The sequence below is a fragment of the Stappia sp. WLB 29 genome (assembly GCF_023507705.1).
Classification (GTDB): Bacteria; Pseudomonadota; Alphaproteobacteria; order Rhizobiales; family Stappiaceae; genus Stappia.
The window spans coordinates 537095-563073 of record NZ_JALBGD010000001.1; the positions used below are offsets into that span (position 1 = coordinate 537095).

Annotated in this window: 22 protein-coding genes; 12 read left to right on the forward strand and 10 right to left on the reverse strand. The window is 65.4% G+C overall.

All coding sequences use genetic code 11. The features are described from left to right. Window positions 1-34: 34 nt before the first annotated feature. Window positions 35-1114 (forward strand): phosphoribosylformylglycinamidine cyclo-ligase, encoded by a 1080-nt coding sequence (gene purM, locus MNI96_RS02490; RefSeq protein WP_249690077.1) that lies wholly within the window; start codon window positions 35-37, stop codon window positions 1112-1114. Continuing rightward, on the forward strand, window positions 1111-1782 hold the full coding sequence (gene purN / locus MNI96_RS02495) for a phosphoribosylglycinamide formyltransferase (protein ID WP_283776287.1): 672 nt from the start codon (window positions 1111-1113) through the stop codon (window positions 1780-1782). Before purM ends, purN begins: the two co-directional genes overlap by 4 nt. Window positions 1783-1800: 18 nt before the next feature. Here purN and MNI96_RS02500 read toward each other — a convergent pair whose 3' ends face one another. Then, window positions 1801-2544: a helix-turn-helix transcriptional regulator gene (locus tag MNI96_RS02500; RefSeq protein ID WP_249690079.1), complete on the reverse strand. Its 744-nt coding sequence runs from the start codon at window positions 2542-2544 to the stop codon at window positions 1801-1803. Window positions 2545-2648: 104 nt separating this feature from the next. Between MNI96_RS02500 and MNI96_RS02505 the strand changes: the two genes are divergently transcribed. Next, entirely contained in the window at window positions 2649-3392 is a 744-nt protein-coding gene (locus MNI96_RS02505) for a glutathione S-transferase family protein (protein ID WP_249690081.1), read from the forward strand. 31 nt (window positions 3393-3423) lie between these two features. Here MNI96_RS02505 and MNI96_RS02510 read toward each other — a convergent pair whose 3' ends face one another. The 3 genes from MNI96_RS02510 to MNI96_RS02520 all read right to left on the reverse strand — a co-directional run bounded on the left by MNI96_RS02510 (window position 3424) and on the right by MNI96_RS02520 (window position 6968). Then, window positions 3424-5520 carry a molybdopterin-containing oxidoreductase family protein gene (locus MNI96_RS02510; RefSeq protein ID WP_249690083.1) on the reverse strand — a complete coding sequence of 699 codons (2097 nt, stop codon included), beginning with the start codon at window positions 5518-5520 and terminating at the stop codon, window positions 3424-3426. A gap of 150 nt (window positions 5521-5670) precedes the next feature. After that, entirely contained in the window at window positions 5671-6093 is a 423-nt protein-coding gene (gene ndk / locus MNI96_RS02515; protein WP_067215500.1) for a nucleoside-diphosphate kinase, read from the reverse strand. Window positions 6094-6278: 185 nt separating this feature from the next. After that, window positions 6279-6968 (reverse strand): glutathione S-transferase family protein, encoded by a 690-nt coding sequence (locus MNI96_RS02520; protein ID WP_249690085.1) that lies wholly within the window; start codon window positions 6966-6968, stop codon window positions 6279-6281. 284 nt (window positions 6969-7252) lie between these two features. Between MNI96_RS02520 and MNI96_RS02525 the strand changes: the two genes are divergently transcribed. From MNI96_RS02525 to MNI96_RS02535, 3 genes are all read left to right on the forward strand, one after another. After that, window positions 7253-8929 (forward strand): methyl-accepting chemotaxis protein, encoded by a 1677-nt coding sequence (locus MNI96_RS02525; RefSeq protein ID WP_249690087.1) that lies wholly within the window; start codon window positions 7253-7255, stop codon window positions 8927-8929. Between the two features lie 202 nt (window positions 8930-9131). Further along, window positions 9132-10265, forward strand: coding sequence for a M20 family metallopeptidase (locus tag MNI96_RS02530; protein WP_249690090.1), 1134 nt, complete (start codon window positions 9132-9134; stop codon window positions 10263-10265). Between the two features lie 87 nt (window positions 10266-10352). Then, entirely contained in the window at window positions 10353-12020 is a 1668-nt protein-coding gene (locus tag MNI96_RS02535) for a hypothetical protein (protein ID WP_249690092.1), read from the forward strand. A gap of 192 nt (window positions 12021-12212) precedes the next feature. Here the strand turns inward: MNI96_RS02535 and MNI96_RS02540 are convergent, their stop codons facing one another. From MNI96_RS02540 to ugpB, 4 genes are all read right to left on the reverse strand, one after another. Further along, window positions 12213-13265 carry a sn-glycerol-3-phosphate import ATP-binding protein UgpC gene (locus tag MNI96_RS02540; RefSeq protein ID WP_249690094.1) on the reverse strand — a complete coding sequence of 351 codons (1053 nt, stop codon included), beginning with the start codon at window positions 13263-13265 and terminating at the stop codon, window positions 12213-12215. 5 nt (window positions 13266-13270) lie between these two features. Then, window positions 13271-14107, reverse strand: coding sequence for a sn-glycerol-3-phosphate ABC transporter permease UgpE (gene ugpE, locus MNI96_RS02545; protein ID WP_249690397.1), 837 nt, complete (start codon window positions 14105-14107; stop codon window positions 13271-13273). A gap of 8 nt (window positions 14108-14115) precedes the next feature. After that, entirely contained in the window at window positions 14116-14997 is an 882-nt protein-coding gene (gene ugpA / locus MNI96_RS02550; RefSeq protein ID WP_249690096.1) for a sn-glycerol-3-phosphate ABC transporter permease UgpA, read from the reverse strand. 140 nt (window positions 14998-15137) lie between these two features. Next, window positions 15138-16457: a sn-glycerol-3-phosphate ABC transporter substrate-binding protein UgpB gene (gene ugpB / locus MNI96_RS02555; RefSeq protein ID WP_249690098.1), complete on the reverse strand. Its 1320-nt coding sequence runs from the start codon at window positions 16455-16457 to the stop codon at window positions 15138-15140. 426 nt (window positions 16458-16883) lie between these two features. Between ugpB and MNI96_RS02560 the strand changes: the two genes are divergently transcribed. From MNI96_RS02560 to MNI96_RS02585, 6 genes are all read left to right on the forward strand, one after another. Continuing rightward, window positions 16884-18377, forward strand: coding sequence for a replicative DNA helicase (locus MNI96_RS02560; protein ID WP_249690100.1), 1494 nt, complete (start codon window positions 16884-16886; stop codon window positions 18375-18377). 25 nt (window positions 18378-18402) lie between these two features. Beyond that, a complete protein-coding gene (gene alr, locus MNI96_RS02565) occupies window positions 18403-19545 on the forward strand; it encodes an alanine racemase (protein ID WP_249690102.1) in 1143 nt (380 codons plus the stop codon). Further along, complete coding sequence (gene radA / locus MNI96_RS02570) at window positions 19545-20942, forward strand: DNA repair protein RadA (protein WP_249690104.1); 1398 nt, start codon at window positions 19545-19547, stop codon at window positions 20940-20942. Before alr ends, radA begins: the two co-directional genes overlap by 1 nt. A gap of 136 nt (window positions 20943-21078) precedes the next feature. Further along, window positions 21079-21720 carry a CvpA family protein gene (locus MNI96_RS02575; protein ID WP_249690106.1) on the forward strand — a complete coding sequence of 214 codons (642 nt, stop codon included), beginning with the start codon at window positions 21079-21081 and terminating at the stop codon, window positions 21718-21720. Window positions 21721-21865: 145 nt separating this feature from the next. After that, window positions 21866-23392: an amidophosphoribosyltransferase gene (purF, locus tag MNI96_RS02580; protein WP_249690109.1), complete on the forward strand. Its 1527-nt coding sequence runs from the start codon at window positions 21866-21868 to the stop codon at window positions 23390-23392. 10 nt (window positions 23393-23402) lie between these two features. Beyond that, window positions 23403-24146 (forward strand): SDR family NAD(P)-dependent oxidoreductase, encoded by a 744-nt coding sequence (locus MNI96_RS02585; RefSeq protein ID WP_249690111.1) that lies wholly within the window; start codon window positions 23403-23405, stop codon window positions 24144-24146. A 107-nt stretch (window positions 24147-24253) separates the two neighbouring features. On the opposite strand, the gene pssA is transcribed toward MNI96_RS02585, so the two are convergent. Together pssA and MNI96_RS02595 are read right to left on the reverse strand one after the other, a co-directional pair. After that, the gene (gene pssA / locus MNI96_RS02590) at window positions 24254-25153 is read right to left on the reverse strand and encodes a CDP-diacylglycerol--serine O-phosphatidyltransferase (protein ID WP_249690113.1); all 900 of its coding nucleotides are present in this window, start codon (window positions 25151-25153) and stop codon (window positions 24254-24256) included. 13 nt (window positions 25154-25166) lie between these two features. Beyond that, complete coding sequence (locus MNI96_RS02595; protein ID WP_349629115.1) at window positions 25167-25976, reverse strand: phosphatidylserine decarboxylase; 810 nt, start codon at window positions 25974-25976, stop codon at window positions 25167-25169. Between the last annotated feature and the right edge of the window lie 3 nt (window positions 25977-25979).

Here is a 25979-nt window from a genome sequence, read left to right on the forward strand (position 1 = left end):
CGCGCCCTGTACGGGTTTCGGAGACATGACAAGCATGAGCGAGGCGACCCCCTCCCCCAAGAACGGCCTGAGCTATACCGACGCGGGCGTCGACATCGACGCGGGCAACGCCCTCGTGCGGCGGATCAAGCCATTCGTGAAGGCGACGGCACGCCCCGGCGCCGACAGCGAGATCGGCGGGTTCGGCGGTCTGTTCGACCTGAAGGCGGCCGGCTTCACCGACCCTGTCCTGGTCGCGGCCAATGACGGCGTCGGCACCAAGCTCAAGATCGCCATCGACAGCGGCGCGCATGCGACCGTCGGCATCGATCTGGTCGCCATGTGCGTCAACGATCTCGTCGTGCAGGGCGCCGAGCCGCTCTTCTTCCTCGACTATTATGCCTGCGGCGCACTCGACGTCGATGTCGCCACCGACGTGGTGAAGGGCATTGCCGAGGGCTGCCGCATTTCCGGCTGCGCGCTGATCGGCGGCGAGACCGCGGAAATGCCGGGCATGTACGGCAAGGGAGACTACGATCTCGCCGGTTTCGCCGTCGGCGCTGCCGAGCGCGGCACCCTGCTGCCGCGCGGCGACATCGCCGAAGGCGACGTGCTGCTTGCGCTCGCCTCCTCCGGCGTTCATTCCAACGGCTTCTCCCTGGTGCGCAAGATCGTCGAACACTCCGGCCTCGACTGGAGCGCGGCCGCCCCGTTCGCACCCGGCGCGACCCTCGGCGAAGCGCTGATGACGCCGACCCGCATCTACGTGAAGCCGCTGCTGGCGGCGTTGAAGGCCGGCACCGGCATCAAGGCGCTCGCCCACATCACCGGCGGCGGCCTGCCGGAAAACCTGCCGCGCGTGCTGCCCGATCACCTCGGCGCCCGCATCGACCTGTCCGCAATCTCCGTTCCGCCTGTCTTCGGCTGGCTGTCCAAGGCCGGTGGCGTTGCCCAGTCGGAGATGCTGCGCACCTTCAACTGCGGCGTCGGCATGGTCGTCGCGGTTGCCGCAGAGAGCGCCGACGAGGCAATCGCGATCCTGACCGCCGAGGGCGAGACGGTAAGCCGCATCGGCACGCTCGAGCCCCGTACGGGCGACGCGGCCGTGATCTTCGACGGAGCCTTGAAACTTTGACCTCTTCCGCTTCCGGCCGCAAGCGCACCGCAATCCTCGTCTCGGGACGCGGATCGAACATGACCGCCCTGCTGTCGGCGGCTGCCGATCCGGCCTTCCCGGCGGAAATCGTCGCAGTGATCGCCAACGTGCCGGACGCACCTGCCCTCGACAAGGCCCGTGCGGCCGGCATCGAGGCCGTCGCCGTGAACCACCGCGGCCAGGGCGGGCGGCAGGCCTTCGAGGAAAAGCTCGACGCGGAGCTGCGCGCCCGCAACATAGAGCTGGTCTGCCTTGCCGGCTTCATGCGCATCTTGACGCCATGGTTCGTGGAGCGCTGGCACGACCGCCTGCTCAACATCCATCCGGCGTTGCTGCCCGCCTTCAAGGGCCTCGACACCCATGCAAGGGCGCTGGAGGAAGGCTGCCGGCTGCATGGCGCGACGGTACATTTCGTGCGCGCGGAAATGGACGCCGGGCCGATCATCGCGCAAGGTGCGGTGGCCGTGCTCGACGACGACACCCCGGCAACGCTCGGCGCGCGCGTGCTTGAGGTCGAGCACCGCATCTACCCGCAGGCGCTTGCGCTCGTTGCGGCAGGCGCCTTTGAGATCGACGGGATGCGGGTACGGCTGACGACGACCGGAGCGGACGTGGCCCAGCCGCCGCTCATCGCCCCTCAAGGCTGAACCCAGCTCTCCGCCGGCTCAGCCGGTGGCGCGACAACCTGCGGCGCCTTCGTTCGCCGGCTCCGCGTCCCTGGCCCTCGCTTCCTCCATACGGTGCCTTCGCCATTCCGTGTAGAGCCGCTTGCGCCCGCGCGGCGGGCGCGCCTCCAGCACCGTCATCTCCAGCATCCGGTCCGTGCGGAAGTTGCGATAGCTCTGCCGCAGCTCGCACCAGGCGGCCAGCACCCGGGCATGCTCGAAGAACGCCAGCACGATAGGCCAGACCACCCGGCGCTCGGGCGGGCGGTCCGGCACCTGGTAGAGGATCTCCACCTTCCGCTCCAGCCGAAGAGCCTCCCGCAGCCGCACCAGCTCGATCCGGTCGCCCGGCAGCTCGCACGGAGGCGGAGCGTAGAGCGGCGCATCCAGGAACCCGTCGCGCAAGCCTTCGGGCAGGACCGTGGCGATCTTGGCGACGGCATCGCGCGCGGTGCGCCGGATCGCCTCGTCGCCGCGCCCCTCGACCATCCGCAGGCCAAGCATGACGATCTCCAGTTCCTCCGACGTGAACATCAGCGGCGGCAGATCGTAGCCTTCCTCCAGCACATAGCCGACGCCGGCCTCGCCGGCGACCGGAACGCCGGAGGCTTGCAGCGCGGCTATATCGCGATAGAGCGTGCGCAGCGACACTTCGAGCTCGGCGGCTATGGCCGCGCCGCTGACCGGCCTGCGGTACCGGCGCAAGATCTGAAGCACCTGCAGCAACCTGTCGGCGCGACGCATCACTTTTCCTTCTGCTGACATATTGCCACCCGATACTGACAGTATGCTGTCAGGATGGGTTGGCTACAAGACGCGAGCCAGACGCAAACCCAGGAGATGCCTCCATGCTCGTTCTCGTCAATTTTCCTGCGCCCCCGGAAATTCGCAGTCTCTCGCCCTTCTGCTACAAGGCGGAAGCGCTGCTGGCGCTTGCCGGCTGCGACTATCGCATGGAACATGCGACTGACCTTTCCGCCCTGCCGCACGGCAAGGTGCCCGTGTTGAAGGACGGCGATCTCGTCATTCCCGACAGTTCCCTGATCCAGCGCCACCTGGAACGCCACCACGGACTTGCCATCGACGAGACGCTGACCGGCGTCGAACTGGCCATGGCCGAAGCCTTCCGCCGCATGGCCGAGGAGCACCTGCGCTGGACGATGGTCCATGCCCGATGGATCGACCCTGCCGGCGAGGAGATGATAATGGGAACAGCGCTCGCCGACGTGCCCGAGGAAATGCGGCGGGACGTCCTCACGAGCCTGCGGGAGAGCATTCGCGAGACGCTGCATGCACAGGGCCTCGGCCGGCACACGCCGGAGGAGATTTACGCCTTCGGCCGCGCGGATCTCGACGCCATCGCCGCCTTTCTGGACGACAAGCCCTTCTTCATGGGCGACCGGCCGACCACGGTCGATGCCAGCCTTGTCGGCGTCGTGCTCAACATCCTGGCGAGCGACATCGACACGCCGCTGATGCGCCACGCAGCCGCGATCCCGACGCTGGCCGACTATGCCTTGCGGTTCGAGCGCACGGTGTTCGGCCCGGCGGCACGCATCCCCGCCAACTTGCGCGGAGAACAGGCCGCTTGAGCCTCCCCCGGCCGGTTGCGGATGCGCGCGGTCAGTCCTTGCGCACCCACACCGCCGTATCGTGAAACGCCGCGCCGCCGTAGGGCGCCACCGCATCCGCACCAGTCAGCGTATTGATGCCCCGGCCGTCCGGATAGGCCTCGTTCGGCCAGATCCCTTCCGCCACCACGACGCCAGGCTTCAGCCCTTCGGTCAACCGGGCATGCAGGATCACCGCGCCGCGGCGATTGCCGATCCGGATGCGATCGCCGTCGGCGATCCCGTATCGTTCGGCATCCATCGGCCCGATCATCAGGTCCGGCCGCCCTTCCTTGTCGCGCGAGGATGCGGTCTCGTTGAAAGTCGAATTAAGGAAGGACCGCGCCGGCGAGGTCGCAAGGCGGAAGGGATGCTCCTCGTCCGCCGCCTCGTTCACCGCCCAGTGATCGGGCAAGGCCGGCATATCGGCGAAGGGTCCCATCGGCCCGTCATTGGGGGCCGGCACCGTCGTCCAGTCGGGCTTGAAGCGGAACTTGCCGTCCGGCCAGCTGAACCCGTCGAGATAATGCGCGGCGCGGAAGTCCGGCTGGCAGTCGACCCAGCGATCGCGCTCGATCTCCTCCAGCGAGCCGAAACCGGAGGCCTTCAGCATCCAGTCGATATGCTCGCGCGCACTCATGACAAAGCCCGGATGCTCGGCGGCGCCGACCCTGCGGGCGATCTCGTTGAGCACGTAGAGGTTCTCGCGGGTCTCGCCCGGCCCCTCCGCCAGCTTCGGCCCCAGCAGCAGATACTGGTGGCCGCCGCCCTTGTAGATGTCGTCGTGCTCGAGAAACTGCGTCGCCGGCAGAACCACGTCGGCCATCATCGCCGTTTCGGTCATGAATTGCTCGTGCACGCAGACGAAAAGGTCTTCCCGCGCAAAGCCCTGCTTTACCAGCTCCTGCTCGGGCGCCACCGACACCGGATTTGTGTTCTGGATCAGCATGGCGGTCACCGGCGGGCCGTGTCGCAAGGCCTCGGCATCGCCGGTCAGCACCCGGCCGATCTGGCTCTGGTCGAGCTGCCGCACCGCCGGATCGATCAGCGAATGCCCCTCGATCATCGACTTGTCGAGCGTGTAGATCGCGCCGTTGTTGTGGAACGCGCCTCCGCCCTCATATTGCCAAGCGCCGGTCACAGCCGCGATGCAGGAGGCCGCATGCATCGAAACCGCGCCGTTACGCTGGCGGGTGAAGCCGTAGCCGAGGCGGAAGAAAGTGCGCTTCGTCTCGCCGACCATGCGCGCGAAGAGCTCGATCTCCTCCACAGACAGTCCGGTGATCGCAGCCGCCCATTCCGGCGGGCGCTGCGCCACATGCGCCTCCAGCTCGTCCGGACAGTCGGTGAAGCGGGCAAGGTAGTCGCGGTCGGCATGCCCGTCGCGGAACAGCACATGCATCACCGCACAGGCGAGCGCCGCATCCGTTCCTGGCTTCAGGATGAGACCGAGATCGGCCTGCTTCACGGTCTGGGTGGGGTAGACGTCGATGGCGACGATCTTCGCCCCGCGCGTCTTGCGGGCGATGATGGCGTGGGTCATCACGTTGACCTGCGTCGAGACCGCGTTGGTCCCCCAGATCACCACCATGTCGGCAACGGCGATCTCGCGTGGATCCGGCCCCGCCAGCCGGCCGGTCCCGGCGATATAGCCGGTCCAGGCGGGATTGGTGCAGATCGTGTCGAACTGGCGCGAATAGCCCTTGGCGTGGCGCAAGCGATGGATCGAGTCCCGCTGCACCAGGCCCATGGTTCCGGCATAGTGATAGGGCCAGACCGACTGCGGTCCGTGCTCGGCCTCGGCCTTCAAAAACGCTGCCGCCACCAGATCCAGCGCCTCGTCCCAGGAGATCGGCTCGAAGCGCCCTTCCCCCTTGGCTCCGACGCGCTTCAACGGCTGCGTCACCCGATCCGGGTGGTAAAGCCGGTCGGAGTAGCGCGCAACCTTCGCGCAGATGACGCCGGCCGTATAGGCGTTCGCGCGAGCGCCCCGAACCCGTCCGATCCGCCCGTCGGCGAACAGTTCCACCTCCAGCGCGCAGGTGGATGGACAGTCGTGCGGACAGGCGGAAGCCTTCAGGACGGGGTCTTTTGCAACGGGGGCGTTCATGCGTCTCTCGCAGTCAGGTGGACGGCGGCAAGGCTCGCTCCCATGCAACCGCAATGTCAAGAACCGGTCGACCGACAAACGAAAGGGCCGGCGCAACGGCCGGCCCTTCCAGATCTCGTTCGGTGCGCTATCGCGACGCGACCTGCAGCCTTAGCCGACGATCTCGGTCTCGGAGAACCAGTAGGCGATCTCCTGGGCGGCGGTGTCCGCGCCGTCGGAGCCGTGCACCGAGTTCTCGCCGATGTTCAGGGCAAAGGTCTTGCGGATGGTGCCCTCGTCGGCATTGGCCGGGTTGGTGGCGCCCATCACTTCGCGGTTCTTGGCAATGGCGTTCTCGCCTTCCAGAACCTGCACGATGGTCGGGGCCGAGCACATGAACTCGACCAACTCGCCGAAGAACGGACGGTCCTTGTGCACCGCGTAGAAGCCCTCGGCCTCGCGGCGGGACATCCACACGCGCTTGGACGCGACGACGCGCAGGCCGGCATCCTCAAGCATCTTGGTGATCGCGCCGGTCAGGTTGCGACGCGTCGCGTCCGGCTTGATCATCGAAAAGGTGCGCTCGATCGCCATTATCATTTTCCCGTGGTTGTACGGCCGGGCCTCGCGCCCTCGCTAGCCCTGCCTGTCCGCGCCTTGAAAGCCGGACACTCCTTGATCTCGTTGCGTCCGATAGCGGACGCGCCATGCGTATAGCCGGGGACGCGCGCCCCCGCAAGGCGCAAGGGGTGCCGGATTCCGCTGTGTTCGGGAAAGGCTCAGGCCGCCGTAACGCTGCGTCCGAAGCCGTCGAACAGATCGAGGCAGCGCTCGCGCCATTGCCCGACGGGCGAGCCGGGATCGACGAGTTGGAACGGACTTGTGATCCGCGCCCATTGCAGGGTGCCAAACAGCAGGTAGTCGGTGTGAAGCGGCGCGTCGCCGCCGATGAAGGGCTGGCTCTTCAGCATCAGATGCAGCGGCAGCAACGCGGTGCCGAGTTCCGCCAACCGCCCCTCGCGCCCGGCCTGCACCTCCTCCAGGCTCATGCCGAAGCGCGCCTCGCGCGTCTCGCGGAAATAGGCTTGGTCGGCCGGCCCCAGGACGTCCCAGATATCTTTGATGATGAGCCGCACGATCAGCGAACTGATCGAGGCATTGACCCAGCCCTCGATCAGTTTGGCCGCCGCTCGGCCACCCTCTCCCGCGAACAAGCTCGGCCGATCCGGATAGGCATCCTCCAGATAGGTGGCAATTGCCCAGCTGTCGCAGATCGTCCGCTCGCCATCAACGAGGATCGGCACGGTCTTGCCGGCATGCGGCGCGATGGCCGGAATCTCGGTGAAGGGCTTCGGTCGGCATTCGAAATCGAGCCCCTTGTGCTTCAAGGCCATCCGAACCCGCCAGGCATAGGGGCTGAAAGGGCGCCCTACATCTGCGCCGCACAACTCATACAGAACAATGTTCAAAGGTTTCGCTCCCGCTTTTCATTGGATTACAACGCGATGTCGAAGCGAACCCTATCGCCCGTCTGGCACCGAGCCAACCAAACGTTGACGATTCGTGCGTCAACGCCAACTTACAACCTGAAAGAAACATAAATGATGCCAATTAAAACCCAAAATTGAGATGCAGGGCTTTTGACGCCGTGGCAAGGAGTCAAAATGATCCACTCCACGGGAATATTTACTGAAGCTTCAGTAGTTTTCCCACCTACTGCGACATCTTCAGTGTCACAAGGTCGCCTCTCCCCATGTCCATCAAACAGAAAATGCTGGCGCTAGTCGGCGGCTCGCTGGCCGCTCTGCTGCTTGTAGCCGGCGTGCAGATCTATTCGCTTTACGGCTCCATGATGCACGATCGTCGCGAGATGGTCCGCACCCAGGTCGAGACCGCCACGACGATGATCGAGGCCATCGCGCAGGAAGCGCAGGCCGGGCGAATGTCGGAAGAAGAGGCTCAGCGCATCGCCAAGAGCCTGATGACCGCCATGCGCTTCAACGGGTCCGACTACTTCGTCGTCATCGACTCCAACCAGGCAACGCAAGGTGTCGTCGTCACGCACCCGAACCCGAAGATTGTCGGCCAGAATCTTTGGGCGTCCAAGGATGCTCACGGGACCGAATACGTGGTGGGTCAGGTCGAATCCGCGCGTGCCGGCGGCGGTTTCACCGACTACGAATTCCCGCGCCTCGGCGAACAGGAGCCGTCTCCGAAAGTCGCCTATTCCGACGGCTTCGTCCCGTGGAACTGGGCCGTCTCCGCCTCGCTCTATGTCGATGATGTGACCGAGGCCTTCTATGGCGAGCTGCTGACCAGCGCGCTTTGGATCCTGCCGCTGACCGCATTGATCGGTATCGCCGCCTTCCTGCTGGCCAACAGCATCAGCCGGCCGATCGCCGCGATCACCAACGCCATGCGTCACCTTGCCGACGGCGACCTGTCGGTGTCCGTTCCCGGTGCAGGGCGCAAGGACGAGATCGGCCAGATGGCGGATGCCACCGAAGTGTTCCGCGATGGCATGCTGCGGGCGCAGGACCTGTCCGCCTCGCAGATCGAGGAGCAGCGCAGCCGCGAGCAGCGCGCGCAGCGTATCGAGGAAATGACCCGGCGCTTCGACAACAGCGCCACCGCGCTGCTGACGGCCGTCACCTCGTCGGCCGGCGCCATGGAAAACAACGCCCGCTCCATGGCCGACATCGCCGAAAGCACCAATGCCCGCTCGACGACGGTCGCCACCGCCGCCCAGCAGGCAGCTGCCAACGTGCAGACCGTCGCCTCCGCGACCGAGGAACTGTCATCGTCGATTTCCGAGATCAGCTCGCAGGTCTCCAAGTCGTCGCAGATCGCCTCCCAGGCGGTCGGCGAGGCTCAGCGCACCGACAGTCAGATCCAGGGTCTTGCCAATGCGGCCGAAAAGATCGGCCAGGTGGTGAGCATGATTGCGGCCATCGCCGAGCAGACCAACCTGCTGGCGCTGAACGCAACCATCGAGGCCGCCCGCGCCGGCGAAGCCGGCCGCGGCTTCGCGGTCGTCGCCGCCGAGGTCAAGGAGCTCGCCTCCCAGACCTCCAACGCGACCGAGGAGATCACGGCGCAGATCGCGGCAATCCAGACCGAAACCCGCACCGCTGTCGGCGCCGTCCAGTCGATCGGTCGGACCGTCGAGGAGATGAACGCCATCGCCGCCGCCATCGCCGCTGCGGTCGAGGAGCAGGGTGCGGCGACCGGCGAGATCGCCCGCAATGTCGAAGAGGCCTCGCGCGGCACCCAGGACGTCACCGAGAACATTCTCGGCGTCTCCCATGCCGCAAGCGACACCCGCAGCGCCGCGGGCGACGTGGCTTCGGCCGCCGCCGCGGTGAACCGAGATGCTGCAGCGCTCAAGCAGGAAGTCGAGAACTTCCTCGCCGGCGTCCGCGCCGCCTGATCTGCCCCGGGCAAGCCCGCAAGCGACGAAACCAGAGCGCCGACCTTCGGGTCGGCGCTTTTTTTTGCATCGCCGACGCTGCGGCATCGGCCACGCGCAAACTGTGCCGCCCAGTCCGCCGGCATTGCCTCTCGCGAAGGCCAGATCGACAGGCTATCATCGCCTCCTCGCCCGATTTTCGTTCACGCACATGGGGATAGACATGAAGCCGTCGTCGGAGGATTTGCTCGCCGGCCTGCTCGACTGGGTACGCATCGAGACGCACACGCCGGATGTCGAAGGGCTCAATCGGCTGATGGATCTTGTCGCCTCGCAGGCGACAGCCTTCGGCGCGACGACAGAGCGCTTCCCGGGCCGCGACGGCCATGGCGACCACCTGCTGGTGCGCTCGCCCTGGGGCGACCACTCCAGGCCCGGCATCCTCTTTCTGTCGCATCTCGACACGGTGCATCCGCGCGGCACCATCGACAAGGATCTGCCGATCCGGATCGAAGGGGACCGCTGCTACGGCCCCGGCATCTGCGACATGAAGGGCGGCGCCTATAACGGACTTGCCGCCATGCGCGCCGTCGCCGCCAGCATCGAGACCGGTGGCCTGCCCCCTGCCCTTGCGGTCAGCATCCTCTTCACCTCGGACGAGGAAGTCGGCAGCCCGACCTCGCAGGCGCTGATCGAGCGCATCGGCAGCGCGGCCAAATACGCCCTCGTGACCGAGCCGGCCCGCAACGGCGGCCATGTGGTCACCGCCCGCAAAGGCGTCGGCCGCTTCACGCTGAGGGTGGAAGGAAGACCGGCCCATGCCGGTGCCCGCCACTGGCAGGGCCGCAGCGCGGTGACCGAACTTGCCCACCAGATCATCGCATTGGAGGCGATGACGGACTACGACCGCGAGATCACCGTCAATGTCGGCGAGATCCGCGGCGGCACCGGCACCAATGTCGTGCCGCAATTCGCAAGCGCCGAGATCGACCTGCGTGTGCCGACGCTCGCTGCTGCCGAGGAGATGGTTGCCCGCATCACCGGACTGACGCCGAAGACGCCGGACACGACGCTGACGATCACCGGCGGCATGAACCGCCCGCCCTTCGAACAATCGCTCGAGAGCAAGGCGCTGTTCGACCATGCGGCACGGCTCGCCGACGAGATCGGCTTCGAACTGATCGGCGAGACGACGGGCGGCGGATCCGACGGCAACTTCATCGCCGACAAGGTTCCCACCCTCGACGGTCTCGGACCCGACGGCGACGACGTGCACACCCTCAACGAGCACATCTTCATCCCCTCGTTGAGCGAGCGGATGCAGCTCATGGTCCGGCTGATCGAAACGCTGGAGTGAGGACCGCCTCTAGGACGAGCGCTCAATTTGACATCCACCGTAAATTGCAATTGAATTTTCCCATGATCTCGATCTGGGGGGACGGGAATGACGTTGCGACCCTTTGCTTTGTTTTGGCTATTCGCTGTTTCACTATTGGTTCAAGAGACCCGGGCGGATGAGTTCTACCCCTCGTTCGAGGCTTTGGAGATTATCGAGAGCACCGAGGCCGGAGGTGCAACGCTACCGACACCATCCGAAGACAACTATGTTGCGGTTGAACTTCAGAACCAGATCGGAATTGGAGCACTGAGCGGCTACACGGTCCTCAAGTGCAACGAAACCGACACGATTTGGAGGGTTCTACGGACACTGGTCAGGCGGGAAAGCCAGTCGGCACAACTGACACTGTCCATTAAGGACTATGACGGCAACTTCATCGTCGAGAACCTGCCGTTCCTGCATGTGACATATACAGACGTCCGTTCCGGAGACGCTGACGAGAATTGTATCTCGGGCGTCGTCACCGGAAAGGTGACGCCCATTTTTCCCGTTCGGAGAAACGCCCGCTTCTCGATGACGCTCGGCTTATCGAAGACCGATGCTGTCGACATAACCATGTTGTCGGACATCCAGCGCCTTGCAGCGAGCGCCCGCGATATCTTCGGCGTCGCCGGCTGGGCCGGCAGGGTGCTTGCCACCGATGAGTCGCGGGAAATGCTGGAAGATCTACAGCGTAGCTTTAACAATCGACTGGGCGCTCAGATCGAGGCCCAGGAAACCTTCCCGATCGCAAGCCATGACGTTCACACGATCATTAGGACCGGATTGCTAGCCGCATCGTCCAACACTGCGTCGCGCGAGCCGATCGGAATCGTCGATATTCGCTTGAGCTATCTTGAATCGCTGTTCTTCGACCGAGACGACATCAGTATTGCTCGAGGATCCGACGTGCTCGACAGACCGATCTTCGCCGAGAATGAGCGTACAATCCGCTCGAAACTTCTCAATGAAAATACTCCACTGAGAATACATGCTTCCGATATTGCAGTTGACCTCTCCGACCGGAATGCTGGCGTCGATTTCAGGGATATTTGCAACAAACTGCGCTCTACGCTGCGAAGCCAGTTGATGCTGTCCAGACGGGACGCGACGATTGCCATGTGGTCGGTGCTCGAGGAAATGACCGGCGGCGTACGCTACGCTGCCGCGCCGCACGCCCACAGCGATGCCTGCTTCTCGCAGGAGGAGCTCGCGCAATTACGCTTGCACAACGAAACATGGACCCTTGCCCAACCACGTGGCGACTTCAGCAACCGGAACGTCAACACGCAGATGGCAGCTCTCGAAAGGGCTATTTTCTCCGGAACCGCGGCGGATCCAGCGGTGCTGAAGTCGTTGGCGGTGGAGGACGAGGACGCATTCTTCGTACGTTTTTCCGGCAATGCATTCGACGCGACCGACAATGCGCTTTTCACGGGGGCGAATGCGTTCGAGAAGGCGGCGGAAATCCTCGGAACCAGAATCGCGAGGCTGGGCTGCTACGCGCCGAGCGAGTTGAGCGCCCTTGGCGCCATCGCCTTTCACGCATCGGAAAGCACGGACTTTTCCAAACCCACCGCCAATGCGGCTCTCTTCGACAACGACGGGCGCTTGCGCGGGATTGATTTCTCGACGGATGTCCGTCTTATCAAGGCCATACACGGGTTCGTCGACTGGCCTACGAAAACCGCCGAACGCGTCAGGAGCTGCACGCGCTTCCAGATGCCCTCCTGAGCCCGCGCCAGGTCGCTGAACGCAGCGGCGGGCAAGGCCCGGCGCAAGACGACGACCTCACCCGCAACGAGCACATCCTCATCCCCTCGCCGGGGAGCGGATGCAGCGGGTGCGGCGACTGATAGAAACGCTGGACTTAGGAAGACGCCGGCCGGCCGGCACTGTCGAGCACCGGCCGGCATTGCTTCAATGTCAGTCGGGCAGCCGCTTTCCGTCGGCGCCGAAGTAGTGCAGGTGCTCGGACGCACAGGAAAGATGCACCCGCGCGCCGGCCGCCGGTACCTCGCGCCCACCCTCGATGCGCACGATCATGCGCTCGCCATCGTCGAGCTCCACATGCGCCAGCGTTTCCGCGCCCAGGGCCTCGGCGATCATCAGTTTACCCGACAGCACCGCCTCGCCTTCCGCGCAGAAGGCAAGATGCTCGGGCCGCACGCCGACCGTGTCGAGCGCGCCGGCCGTCCCGCCGGTCTCCGCAACCTTGTGCAACAAACCGCTCGCCGCAAGACGCGCCGCCTGCAGGAAGTTCATCGGCGGCGAGCCGATGAAGCCGCCGACGAAGACCGTCGCCGGCTTGTGGTACACCGACAGCGGCGTCCCGATCTGCTCCGCATTGCCGCCGTTCATCACGATGATGCGGTCGGCCATGGTCATGGCCTCGACCTGGTCATGGGTCACGTAGAGCGAGGTGACGCCGAGACGGCGCTGCAGCGTCTTGATCTCCACGCGCATCTGCACGCGCAGCTTCGCATCGAGATTGGACAGCGGCTCGTCGAACAGGAAGACCGATGGCTTGCGCACGATGGCCCGGCCCATGGCGACGCGCTGGCGCTGACCGCCGGACAGCTGCCGCGGCTTGCGGTCGAGATAGGGCTCCAGTTCCAGCATCTTCGCGGCCTGCGCGACCCGCTCGGCAATCTCCGCCTTCGCAACGCCGGCGATCTTCAGTCCGTAGGCCATGTTGTCGAAGACGGACATATGCGGATAGAGCGCATAGTTCTGGAACACCATGGCGATGTCCCGCTCGCGCGGCTCCAGATCGTTGACCACCCGGTCGCCGATGCGGATCTCGCCCGAGGTGATCGTCTCCAGTCCCGCCACCATGCGCAGCAACGTGGACTTGCCGCAGCCCGACGGCCCGACGATGACGATCAACTCGCCGTCGGCGATCTCCGCGTCGACCCCGTGGATGACCTCGGTGGTGCCATAGGACTTGCGGATGTTCGAAAAAGCGATCTTCGCCATGGAACCTATTTCTCGCTTTCCACGAGGCCCTTCACGAAGAGCCCCTGCATGAAGATGACGACGGCGACGGGCGGCAGCATCGCCAGCAGCGTGGTGGCCATGATCACCGGCCAGTCGGCGATATCGTCGCCGGACGGGAACATCTGCTTGATGCCCATCACGATGGTGTTCATTTCCGGCTTGGTGGTGATCAGCAGCGGCCAGAGATACTGGTTCCAGCCATAGATGAAGAGGATCACGAACAGCGCGGCGATGTTGGTCCGCGACATCGGCAGCAGGATGTCGAGAAAGAAGCGCACCGGCCCTGCCCCGTCGACCCGCGCCGCCTCGATCAACTCGTCCGGAACGGTGAGGAAGAACTGGCGGAACAGGAAGGTCGCAGTCGCGGAGGCGACCAGCGGCAGGATCAGGCCCGTATAGGAGTTGAGCATCCCGAACCCGGCAACGACCTCGTAGGTCGGCACGATGCGCACCTCGACGGGCAGCATCAGGGTGAGGAAGATCATCCAGAAGAACGCCATCCGGAACGGAAAGCGGAAATAGACGATCGCATAGGCGGAGATGATCGAGATCACGATCTTGCCGATGGTGATACCGAGAGCCATGACGCTGGAGTTGAACAGCATCAGGAGGACCGGCGAGTTAACGCCCCGCGTCAGCGCCGCCGTGTAATTCTCGATCAGATGCGGCCCTGGAATGAGCGGCATCGGCGGACGGGCGATCTCCGGCTGCGTCACCGTCGAGGCGACGAAGGCCATGTAGATCGGGAAGCAGATGATCGCGATGCCGACGATCAGCCCGACATGGGTCAGCCAGAGGCCGAGCCCGCGTTTTTCGACCATGCCGCTCATCAGTAATGCACCTTGCGTTCGATATAGCGGAACTGGACGACCGTCAGCAGCCCGACCACGAAGAGAAGGATCACCGACTGGGCAGCCGAGGACCCGAGGTCCTGCCCGACGAAGCCGTCGGAGAACACCTTGTAGACGAGGATGGTCGTCGCCTGCTGCGGCCCGCCGCCGGTGATCGTGTGGATCACGCCGAAGGTTTCGAAGAACGCGTAGACGACGTTGACCACCAGCAGGAAGAATGTGGTCGGCGACAGCAGCGGGAAGACGATGGTCCAGAACCGGCGGGCAAAGCTCGCCCCGTCGATGGCCGCCGCCTCGATCACGCTTTTCGGGATCGCCTGCAGGCCGGCCAGGAAGAACAGGAAATTGTAGCTGATCTGGCGCCAGGCGGATGCGACGACGACGAGCCCCATTGCCTCTTCGCCGTCCAGAACGTGATTCCAGTTGTAGCCCAACACCTTCAGGTACCAGGCGACCAGACCCACATTGGGATTGAACATGAACAGCCACAGCACGCCCGCGACCGCCGGAGCCACCGCATAGGGCCACACCAGCAGCATCTTGTAGGCGCTCGATCCCTTGATCACCCGGTCCGCCATGACGGCCAGCCAGAGCGCGGCGCCCATCGAGACGAGCGTCACCAGCGTCGAGAAGATCACCGTCGTCTTGAACGAGGCGAGGTAATACGGGTCGCTCAGCAGGAACTCGAAATTGCCGAAGCCGACAAACTGCGACGACAGACCGAAGGGGTCGGGAATATAGGCGGACTGGTAGATCGCCTGGCCCGCCGGCCAGAAGAAGAAGACGAGCGTCACCAGGATCTGCGGCGCAAGCAGCAGATAGGGCAACACCCGGCTGTTGAAGACGACGCGTTTGTGCATGGCGCGCTGTTCCAGCTGGTCTGTCCGCCGGGCCTTTCCGACGGGCGAAAACGGCCCGGCAGTCTGCCGGACCGTTTCCCGTTTCTCAGATGCACCGTGGATGCGCAGGCCTACTCCGCATCCACGAGCGTTTCAGGGGATCAGCGGTTGGCCTGCTCGAAGCGACGCAGCAGCTGATTGCCACGCTGCACCGCGTTGTCGAGCGCATCCTTGGCCGACTTGTCGCCGGCCCACACCGCTTCCAGCTCCTCGTCGATGATACCGCGGATCTGGTCGAAGTTGCCCAGACGCACGCCCTTCGAGTTGGCGGTCGGCGCCTTGCCGGTCATCTGGATGACCGCAATGTCCGTGCCCGGATTGGCGTCGTAGAAGCCGGAGGCCTTGGTCTGCTCGTAGGCAGCATGGGTGATCGGCAGGTAGCCGGTGTCCTGGTGCCACTTGGCCTGGATATTGGCGGACGACAGGAAGTTCAGGAAATCCGCAACACCGGCATATTCCTCGGCCTCATGGCCGGCCATCACCCACAGCGAGGCGCCGCCGATGATCGTGTTGACCGGAGCGGCCTCGACCGAATCCCAGTAGGGCAGCGGGCGGATATCGAAGGCGAACTGTGCCTCAGCCTTCACGCCGGCGTAACCGGCAGAGGATTCGGTGAACAGGGCGCACTCGCCGGCGCGGAACTGGGCGCCGCTCTCGTTGCGGCGGCCGGCATAGATGAACTTGCCGTCCTTGGCCCACTGGCCCATCGCCTCGACATGCGCGACCTGAACCGGCCCGTTGAACGCCAGTTCGGTGTCGACGCCGCCGAAGCCGTTCTCCTTCGTGGCGAAGGGAACATCGTGATAGGCGGACAGCGTCTCCAGATGCACCCAGCTCTGCCAGGCAGTGGTCAGCGGGCAGGCCGAGCCGGACGCCTTTAGCGTGTCTAGCACCTCGCCGACCTTCTCCCAGGTCGTCAGGTCGATGTTGGGATCGATGCCGGCTGCCTCGAGCGCGTCGCGGTTCACATACAGAACCGGGGTCGACGAGTTATAGGGCAGCGACAGCATCTGGCCCTCGGTGGTGGTGTAGTAGCCGGCGACCGAGGCGAGATAGGCGTCCTGGTCGAACTCCTTGCCCGTTTCGGCCATCAGCTCGTAGACCGGCTTGATGGCGCCCTTGGCGGCCATCATCGTGGCCGTGCCGACCTCGAAGACCATCAGGATATGCGGCTGCTCGCCGGCGCGGAAGGCGGCGATGCCGGCATTCAGCGCCTCGGAGTAGTTGCCCTTGTGCGATGCGACCACGACGTAGTCGCTCTGCGAGGCATTGAACTTCTCGACCTGCTCGTTCAGCAGATCGCCGAGGCGGCCGGTGAAGGCATGCCACCACTGGATTTCGGTGGCGGCGAAGGACACGGTGGTGCTGCCGGCAAGCATCGTTGCGGCGACCAGACCGGCCAGCGTCTTGCGATAAGCCATGTTTTGCTCTCCCAAAGCTCGGGCACCCGGCCCGATATGCGGTTCTGGGCAATACGGCCTCCTCGGCGGAAGCCCCATTGAACGAAAATGTCCGCATTTCGTATTTGTTTCATATGAACGCCAGATGTCGCTCACATGAACATTAAGCGACACTTCCATGACAGACGCAAGAGCCCGAATACAAGTAGGAAATTGCCGGTCCACACCGTTCCCCTGGGGCATGTGGGCCAGTCGGTCACATGCGCGTCATGCGTGAGGTCGAGGCCGCGCTCAGGCCCTTTGCCGGCGGAACGAAGATCGCCCTCCGCGTCAACCGGACAGCGGGGTTTTCCCCGTTCCTTTCACACGAAATGCATCCTTTCTGGATTCCCCTTCCTCCCTTCGCCTCCCTCCGGTAGGAACAGGGGCACACGAGGGGAAATGAGAATGAAGGGTCCGGTTCCGGCGAACGACACCAGCGCCGCATCGATGCGCGTTGCCCCGCATAACGCGGAGGCCGAGCGCCAGCTGCTGGGCGCGATCATCGTCAACAACGAGACCTACTACCGTGTGTCGGACTTCCTGGAGCCCGAGCACTTCTTCATTGCCCCGCACCGGGAGATCTACGAGAAGGCCGGCCAGCTCATCCGCGCCGGCAAGGTCGCCTCCCCGATCACGCTGAAGACCTTCTTTCCGCAGGATGCGCGCATCGCCGACATGTCGGCCGCGCAATACATCCTGCGGCTGGCCGCCGACGCCGCATCGGTCATCAATGCTGAGGATTATGGCCGCGCCATCTACGACCTCGCCATTCGCCGCACCCTGATCCGCATCGGCGAGGACATGGTCAACATCGCCTTCGACGCGCCGATCGACATGCCGCCGGCAGCCCAGATCGACGACGCCGAGCGCCGCCTGTTCGAGCTGGCGGAAAAGGGCCGCACCGATACAGGGTTCGTCTCGTTCGGCGATGCGCTCACTTCGACCCTCGATATGGCCGCCGCCGCCTTCCAGCGCCAAGGCGCGCTGTCGGGCATCTCCAGCGGATTGCGCGATCTCGACGCGCTGATGGGCGGGCTCCAACCCTCCGACCTCATCGTGCTCGCCGGCCGTCCCGCCATGGGCAAGACCTCGCTCGCCACCAACATCGCCTACAATGTCGCCGAGGCCTACATGGCCGAGGAGCAGCCGGACGGCTCGATGAAGACCGTCAACGGCGGCGTCGTCGGCTTCTTCTCGCTGGAAATGTCGGCCGAGCAGCTCGCAACCCGTATCATTTCCGAGCAGACCGAAATTTCCTCCTCGAAGATCCGCCGCGGCGACATTTCCGAGCACGACTTCGAAAAGCTGGCCGCCGCCGCCCAGACAATGCAGCTCGTCCCCCTGCACGTGGATCAGACCGGCGGCATCTCCATCGCCCAACTGGTCGCCCGTGCCCGCCGGCTCAAGCGCCAGCGCGGCCTCGACCTGCTGATCGTCGACTACATCCAGCTCCTCACCGGCTCGCAGAAGAACAGCGGCAACCGTGTGCAGGAGATCACCGAGATCACCACCGGCCTGAAGGCTCTGGCCAAGGAGCTGAACGTTCCGATCATCGCGCTCTCCCAGTTGTCGCGTCAGGTCGAATCGCGCGACGACAAGCGCCCCATCCTGTCGGATCTGCGCGAATCCGGCTCCATCGAGCAGGACGCCGACGTGGTGCTCTTCGTGTTCCGCGAGGAGTATTATCTTTCTAAAACGATGCCGCAGGAAGGCTCGGAAAAATATGCAGAAGAACTAGCGAAATGGGAGGAGAAGCTTGACAGGGTGCGCAACCGGGCCGAAGTGATCATCGCCAAGCAGCGTCACGGTCCGACCGGCAACGTCCAACTGCACTTCCAGGGCGAGTTCACCCGCTTCTCCGACCTTGCCGATCCGGACCGATTCCCCGAGCCGCATTGACGCGGCCAGAGCCTGGACCAGGGATGTGATCGATACCCACTCCGGCGCCAGCGCCACGCCTTCAATCGACAATGGCCGCATCACCATCGACCTTGCCGCACTCGCCGCCAACTGGAGCCGCCTCGCCGGCTTGCTGAGCGAGGGAACCGCATGCGGTGCAGCCGTGAAGGCCGACTGCTACGGCCTCGGCGATGCGCCCTGCCTGCAGGCATTATGGACGGCCGGCTGCCGCACCTATTTCGTCGCAACGCCGCAAGAAGGCGCCACCGTGCGCCGCCATCTTCCGGACGCCGCGATCTATATCCTCAACGGGCTCTATCCGGGTGCAGCAAGCTTTTACGCCGCCAACGGACTGCGCCCCTGCCTCGGTTCGCCGGACGAGGTCGCGGAGTGGCGCGGGGCCGGTGCGCCGCTGCCGGCCGCGCTTCATGTCGACACCGGCATCAGCCGCCTAGGCCTGACGGCGGAGGAAGCAGCGGCGCTGGCACAGGACACCCCATTCGAGCTGTCGCTGATCATGTCGCATCTGGCCTGCGCCGATGCGCCCGGTGACCGGATGAATCAGACCCAGCTGGCGCGCTTCCGGGCGCTGGCAGACCTGTTCCCCGGCGTGCCGCGCTCGCTCGCCAACTCCGCTGGCATCTTCCTTGGTCCGGACTTCCATTTCGAGCTCGCGCGCCCGGGAATCGCCCTTTACGGCGGACAGGCCTCGGCGTTTGAGGAAAGCCGGCTCGATCCCGTCGTCACGCTCGAGGTACGCATCCTCCAGGTTCATACGCTGCCCAAGGGCACCCCAATCGGCTATGGCGCGACCTTCACCGCGCCGCGCGACATGCGCGTGGCCATTGTCGCGGCCGGCTATGCCGACGGGTTCCTGCGCGCGGCCGGCTCCACGGACGGCAAGCCCGGCGCCGAGGCCTGGCTCGCCGGCCATCGCCTGCCCGCGCTCGGTCGCATTTCCATGGACATGAGCGCCTTCGATATCAGCGACGTGCCCGACGGCACTGCCGTGCGCGGCAGCTTCGTGGAACTGTTCGGCCGCAACGTGTCCGTCGACGAAACAGCCAGCCGGGCCGGCACCATCGGCTACGAACTGCTGACGTCCCTCGGCCGCCGCTTCGCCCGCCGCTATGTCGGCATGGCCTCGACCGGCGGGGAGCAGTCCTGATGGCCAGGCGCGGCACGGCCTATGTCTGCCAGTCCTGCGGCGCGGCCGCGTCCAAATGGGCGGGGCGCTGCGACAGCTGCGGCGAGTGGAACACACTGGTCGAGGAACGCAGCGGTGGCGGGGTCGGCGGCTCGCCGACAGCGGCTGGCCGCAAGCGCGGACGCGTCGTGCCTCTGGTCGGCCTTGCCGGCGAAAGCGACACCCCGCCGCGTATCGAGACGCGGGTCGGCGAACTCGACCGCGTCACAGGCGGCGGCTTCGTGCGCGGCTCGGCCCTGCTCGTCGGTGGCGATCCGGGCATCGGCAAATCGACGCTGTTGATCCAGGCTGCCGCCCGCATCGCCCGGCTCGGCCACCGCGCGATCTACATTTCCGGCGAGGAAGCCATCGATCAAGTGCGGCTGCGCGCCATGCGCCTCGGCCTGTCCGACGCGCCGGTCGGCCTCGCGGCGGAGACCAGCGTCGAGGACATTCTCGCCACGCTGACCGACGGCCCGCCGCCGGCCCTCGTCATCCTCGATTCGATCCAGACCCTGTGGTCGGAAATGGTCGATTCCCCGCCCGGCACGGTCACCCAGGTCCGCGCCTCGGCGCAGGCGCTGGTGCGCTACGCCAAGGCGAGCGGCGCCACGGTGATTCTCGTCGGCCATGTCACCAAGGACGGACAGATCGCCGGCCCCCGCGTGGTGGAGCACATGGTCGATGCCGTGCTTTATTTCGAGGGCGACGGCGCGCACCAGTACCGCATCCTGCGCTCGGTCAAGAACCGCTTCGGCGCCACCGATGAGATCGGCGTCTTCGAGATGACCGACAAGGGGTTGGCCGAGGTGGCCAACCCGTCTGCGCTCTTCCTCGGCGAGCGCTCGGGCCGCACGCCCGGATCCGCCGTCTTCGCGGGGCTGGAAGGCACGCGCCCGCTGTTGATCGAGATCCAGGCGCTGGTCGCGCCGTCGCCCCTCGGCACGCCGCGCAGGGCCGTCATCGGCTGGGACAGCGCCCGCCTTTCGATGATCCTTGCGGTGCTGGAGGCGCGCTGCGGCGTGCGCTTCGCGCAGAACGACGTCTACCTCAACGTGGCCGGCGGCTTGAGGGTCAATGAGACGGCCGCGGACCTTGCCGTTGCCGCCGCGCTTATCTCCTCGCTCAGCGGGGTTGCCCTTCCCGCCGATTGCGTCTATTTCGGCGAGGTCAGCCTCTCGGGGGCGGTCCGCGCGGTCTCTCAGGCCCAAAGCCGTCTCAAGGAAGCCCGCAAGCTCGGTTTCACTTCGGCCTTCGTACCAGAATCGAATGCCGGAGACGGCGCAACCGACGGCGGTCAGGTGACGGGGCTGAGCGAACTGACGGATCTGGTCGCCCAGGTGGCGGCACGCTCCGCAGGCGCATCCGAGCGGGACTAGGACCCGGACGGACCCCGCAGCCGGCAGCGCTCGATCGCTGCACGCGCCGGGTAAGGCAGTGAACACCGCGCCCGACCCACGCGGAGAACTGGGTCGACAGGGCGTCTTGCGACGCGATCAGGGACCAGGCCGAGCGATGCCGATCACGCTTCTCGACGGAATCCTTCTCGTCATCATGCTCCTGTCGGCCGTCCTGGCCATGATCCGCGGCTTCGTCCGCGAGGTCTTGTCTATCGCGTCCTGGATCGCCGCCGCCGTTGCTGCCTTCTACCTGTACGGCCACGTTGTTCCGTTCGTGCGCCAGTACATCAACAACGACAACGTCGCCCTCGGCGTTGCCGCTGCCGCCGTATTCCTGGTGACCCTGATCATCGTCAGCTACATCACGATGCGCGTTTCCGACTTCGTACTGGACAGCCGCATCGGCGCGCTCGACCGGACGCTCGGCTTCGTTTTCGGCGCCCTGCGCGGCCTTCTTCTGGTCGTCGTCGCGATGATGTTCTTCAACTGGTTCGTGCCGCAGGACCAGCCTGCCTGGATCGCCACGGCCAAGTCCAAGCCTGTGATCGACTCGATCGGCAACCGGCTGGTCAACGCACTTCCCGAAAGCCCGGAAAACACCATCCTCAACCGCATCCGCAATCGCTCCGACAGCGCCCCCGCCGGCACGACGGAAACGCCTGCAGCGCCGGCCCCGACCGGCGAGGAGCAGGGCTATACCGACAGCGAGCGTCGCGGGATCGAGCAGTTGACGACTTCGGGGTCGTCCACCAACTAAGGCACGTCCGCTGGAACGGACCGCATCATGTGACTGAAATTCTCGTTGCCATGGACGGACCGCCCCGCGGTGCCGTCCCTGGTGCGTTTTGAAGGCCCGTCCGGCGGACGCCTCCGCCGCCCGCGGGCAACCAGGAGCCAAGGCCATGGCCTACGCCGATAATCACACCGCCCATCACGCAGACAGCCACAGTTCCGACCGCGACGCAGCCGCCAGGGACTTCTGGCGCGAGGAAATCGAAGGTGACCGCCTCCACGAGGAATGCGGCGTGTTCGGCATTCTCGGTCATGACGATGCCGCCGCGATTACCGCACTCGGTCTTCACGCCCTGCAGCACCGCGGCCAGGAAGCCGCCGGCATCGTCACGTTCGACGGCAACCAGTTCCGCTCCGAGCGGCACCTTGGCCTCGTCGGCGACCACTTTTCCGACGCCGAGACGATCCGCCGGCTCAGCGGCCCCTACGCCATCGGCCATGTGCGCTACTCGACCTCCGGCGAGACCATCCTGCGCAACGTCCAGCCGCTCTTCGCCGAGCTCGACGGCGGCGGCATCGCCGTCTGTCACAACGGCCACTTCACCAACGCGATGACCCTGCGCCGCAAGCTCATCAAGGAGGGCGCGATCTGCCAGTCGACCTCCGATTCGGAGGTGGTTCTCCAGCTCGTCGCACGCTCGCGCAAGGACAAGATCGTCGACCGCTTCATCGACGCCATCACGCAGATGGAGGGCGCCTACTCGCTGGTCGCCCTGACCCGCAAGAAGCTGATCGGCGCACGCGATCCGTTCGGCATCCGCCCGCTGGTCCTCGGCGATCTCAACGGCGCACCGATCTTCGCCTCCGAGACCTGCGCGCTCGACATCATCGGCGCCAAGTTCATCCGCGAGGTGGAGAACGGCGAGGTGGTCGTCTGCACTCCCGGCGGGATCGAGAGTTTCTTCCCCTTCGGCCGTCGCCCCGCCCGCCCCTGCATCTTCGAATACATCTACTTCTCCCGCCCGGATTCGATCCTCGGCGGGCGCAGCGTCTATGACGTGCGCAAGGAGTTCGGCCGCCAGCTGGCGCTGGAGACCCCGGTCGAGGCGGATGTCATTGTCCCGGTGCCGGATTCCGGCGTTCCGGCGGCGCTCGGCTTCGCCGATGCTTCCGGCATCCCCTTCGAGCTCGGCATCATCCGCAACCACTATGTTGGCCGCACCTTCATCGAGCCGACGCAGCAGATCCGCACCCTCGGCGTCAAGCTGAAGCACTCGGCCAACCGCGCCCAGATCGAGGGCAAGCGTGTGGTGCTGGTCGACGACAGCCTGGTGCGCGGCACCACGTCGCTGAAGATCGTGCAGATGATCCGCGACGCCGGCGCCCGCGAGGTCCATTTCCGCCTCGCCTCGCCGCCGATCCGCTTCTCCGACTATTACGGCATCGACACGCCGGTGCGCGAGAAGCTGCTGGCCGCGAAGTACAGCCTCGAGGAAATGCGCAACTACATCGGCGCAGACACGCTCGCCTTCCTCTCGGTCGACGGCATCTACAAGGCCATCGGCTATGAGGGGCGCAACAACGAGGCGCCGCAGTTCACCGACCATTGCTTCACCGGCGACTACCCGACGCCGCTGACCGACATGGCTGAAGACGGGGACGTCACGCACATGCCTCGTCTCGTCGAAGTAGGATAACGGACAGGACATGACGAAACGCTTCGAGGGACGGGTTGCCGTCGTCACCGGCGCCTCCCGCGGCATCGGCTATTTCACCGCCAAGGCGCTGGCCACTGAGGGAGCGCATGTGATCGCGCTCGCCCGCACGGTCGGCGGCCTGGAGGAACTCGACGACGAGATCCGCTCGGACGGCGGTCAGGCGACGCTGGTTCCTGTCGACTTGACGGACTACGACGCCATCGACAGGCTGGGCGCCGCCATCCATGAGCGGTGGGGCAAGCTCGACATCCTGGTCGGCAATGCCGGCATCCTCGGCGGCCTGTCGCCGCTCGGACATGTCTCGCCGCGGATCTGGGACAAGGTGATGGCGATCAACGTCACCGCCAACTGGCGGCTGATCCGTTCGCTCGACCCGCTCTTGCGCCAGTCGGATGCCGGCCGCGTGCTGTTCCTGTCCTCGGGTGCCGCGCACAAGTGCAAGGCGTTCTGGGGCCCCTACTCCGTATCCAAGGCGGCCCTCGAGGCCTTGGTGCGCACCTATGTCGCCGAGACCGCGCAGACACGGATCACCGGCATGCTGGTCAATCCGGGCGCAACCCGCACCGCGATGCGGGCCGAGGCGATGCCGGGCGAAGATCCGCAGACCCTGCCGCATCCGTCCGAGGTGGCAGCATCCCTGCTCGACTTCGTGGCACCGGAAAACACTGCGAACGGCCAGCTTTTCGACTTCCCGTCGAAGGAGCTGCGCGACTTCGTGCAAGTGTCCTCGTAACGCCGCCCCGAGTTTCACGGACGGCTAGAAACGAAAAAGCCCTGCGTCCGCGGCGCAGGGCTTTTTTCTTGAGGCGATACACTTTCCAGAAAGCGGAAGGCCGCGGACTACGGTGCGTCGTCCTTATCGTCTTCGCTCAGGTGATCGAGATCGGTGTCCTCGTCCTCGACCGCCAGCGTTGCCTCGTCCGAATCCTCCACCGCCGGGTCGGCCTTGCGATAGCGCTCGTACCAATGCCAGGCAAAGGGGATCGACACCAGGTAAGCGGCCGCCCCCAGCGCCAGCACCTCGAACGGATAGCTCGCCAGCAACGCCACCAGGAATACGGCGGCCACGAAGAGCGGCAGCACGAGGTCGCGGCGCACGCGCGTGCCCAGTTTCTTGCCCGAGAAGGTCGGCAAGCGGCTGACCATCAGCAGCGCGATCGCCACCACATAGACCGCGACGGCCGGCGCCAGTTCCGGCCAGTGCGGCAGGATGCCGACGAATTCGAGATAGACGGGAAACAGCACGCTCAAGGCACCGGCCGGTGCCGGCACCCCGGTAAAGAAGTTCACCGACCATGCGGGCTTGTTCGGATCGTCGATGGAGACGTTGAAGCGGGCAAGCCGCAAGGCCGCCGAGATCGCGAAGATCAGCGCCGCGATCCAGCCGATGGAGCGCACCTCCTGCAGCAGCCAGGAATAGAGGATCAGCGCCGGAGCCACGCCGAAATTGACGAAGTCGGCAAGGGAATCGAGTTCCGCTCCGAATTTCGACGTGCCCTTGAGCAGCCGCGCCACCCGCCCGTCCAACGCATCCAACACCGCCGCGATGACGATGGCGCCGATGGCATAGTCCCAGCGCGACTCCAGCGCCATGCGGATGGCCGTCAGACCCGAGCACAGCGCCAGCAGCGTCACCAGGTTGGGCAGGATCAGCCGCAACGGGACCCGGCGAAAACGCGGGGCATGGCCGCGCCGGCGACGCGTGGGGCCTGGATCGTAGGGCGCGAAGGGTCCGGTCATCCGTGGCTGCCGATCAACTGACACGCGCGAGCACGCTGCCGCGCGTCTCGCTGGTGAGGTCTGCGACCACGGTCTCGCCCGCGATCATCGTCTGGCCGACGGCGACCTTCACGCTGGCCTCCTCCGGCAGGTAGACGTCGAGCCGCGAGCCGAAGCGGATCAGGCCGAAACGCTCGCCCGCGCCGATATTCTCGCCCTCGCGCACGAAGCAGACGATGCGCCGCGCGACAAGGCCGGCGATCTGCACAACGCCGATGCGGGTTTCCCCGCTCTCGATGACAAGGCCGTTGCGCTCGTTCTCCTCGCTCGCCTTGTCGGACTCGGCGTTGAGGAAGCTGCCGGCGCGATAGGCGACGCGGGTGATCCGGCCGCCAAAGGGCGCGCGGTTCACGTGGCAGTTGAAGACATTCATGAAGATGCAGACGCGCATCATCGGCTCGCTGCCGAGATCCAGCTCCGGCGGCGGCACAGCCTGACCCACCTGACACACCGTCCCGTCGGCCGGCGAGACGACCAGATCGTCGTCGATCGGCGTCACACGCTGCGGGTCCCGGAAGAAATAGGCGACCCACGCGGTCAGGATCAGGCCGATCCAGAACAGCGGGTCGACGAACCACCCGATGATCAGCGTCGCCGCACCGGCTGCGGCAACGAAGGGCCAGCCCTCACGGTGAATGGGGACAAAGGTCTTGGTGATCGTATCGGTCAGCGACATGGACGGTTCCGTTTGTGGCGGCCGGTCGCGGAAGAAAGGGTTCCGCAGACAAGGCGAACCCGCCCCTTTTGCACCGGAGCGGGTCGCAAAATCAATCCATGGCGGCACCTT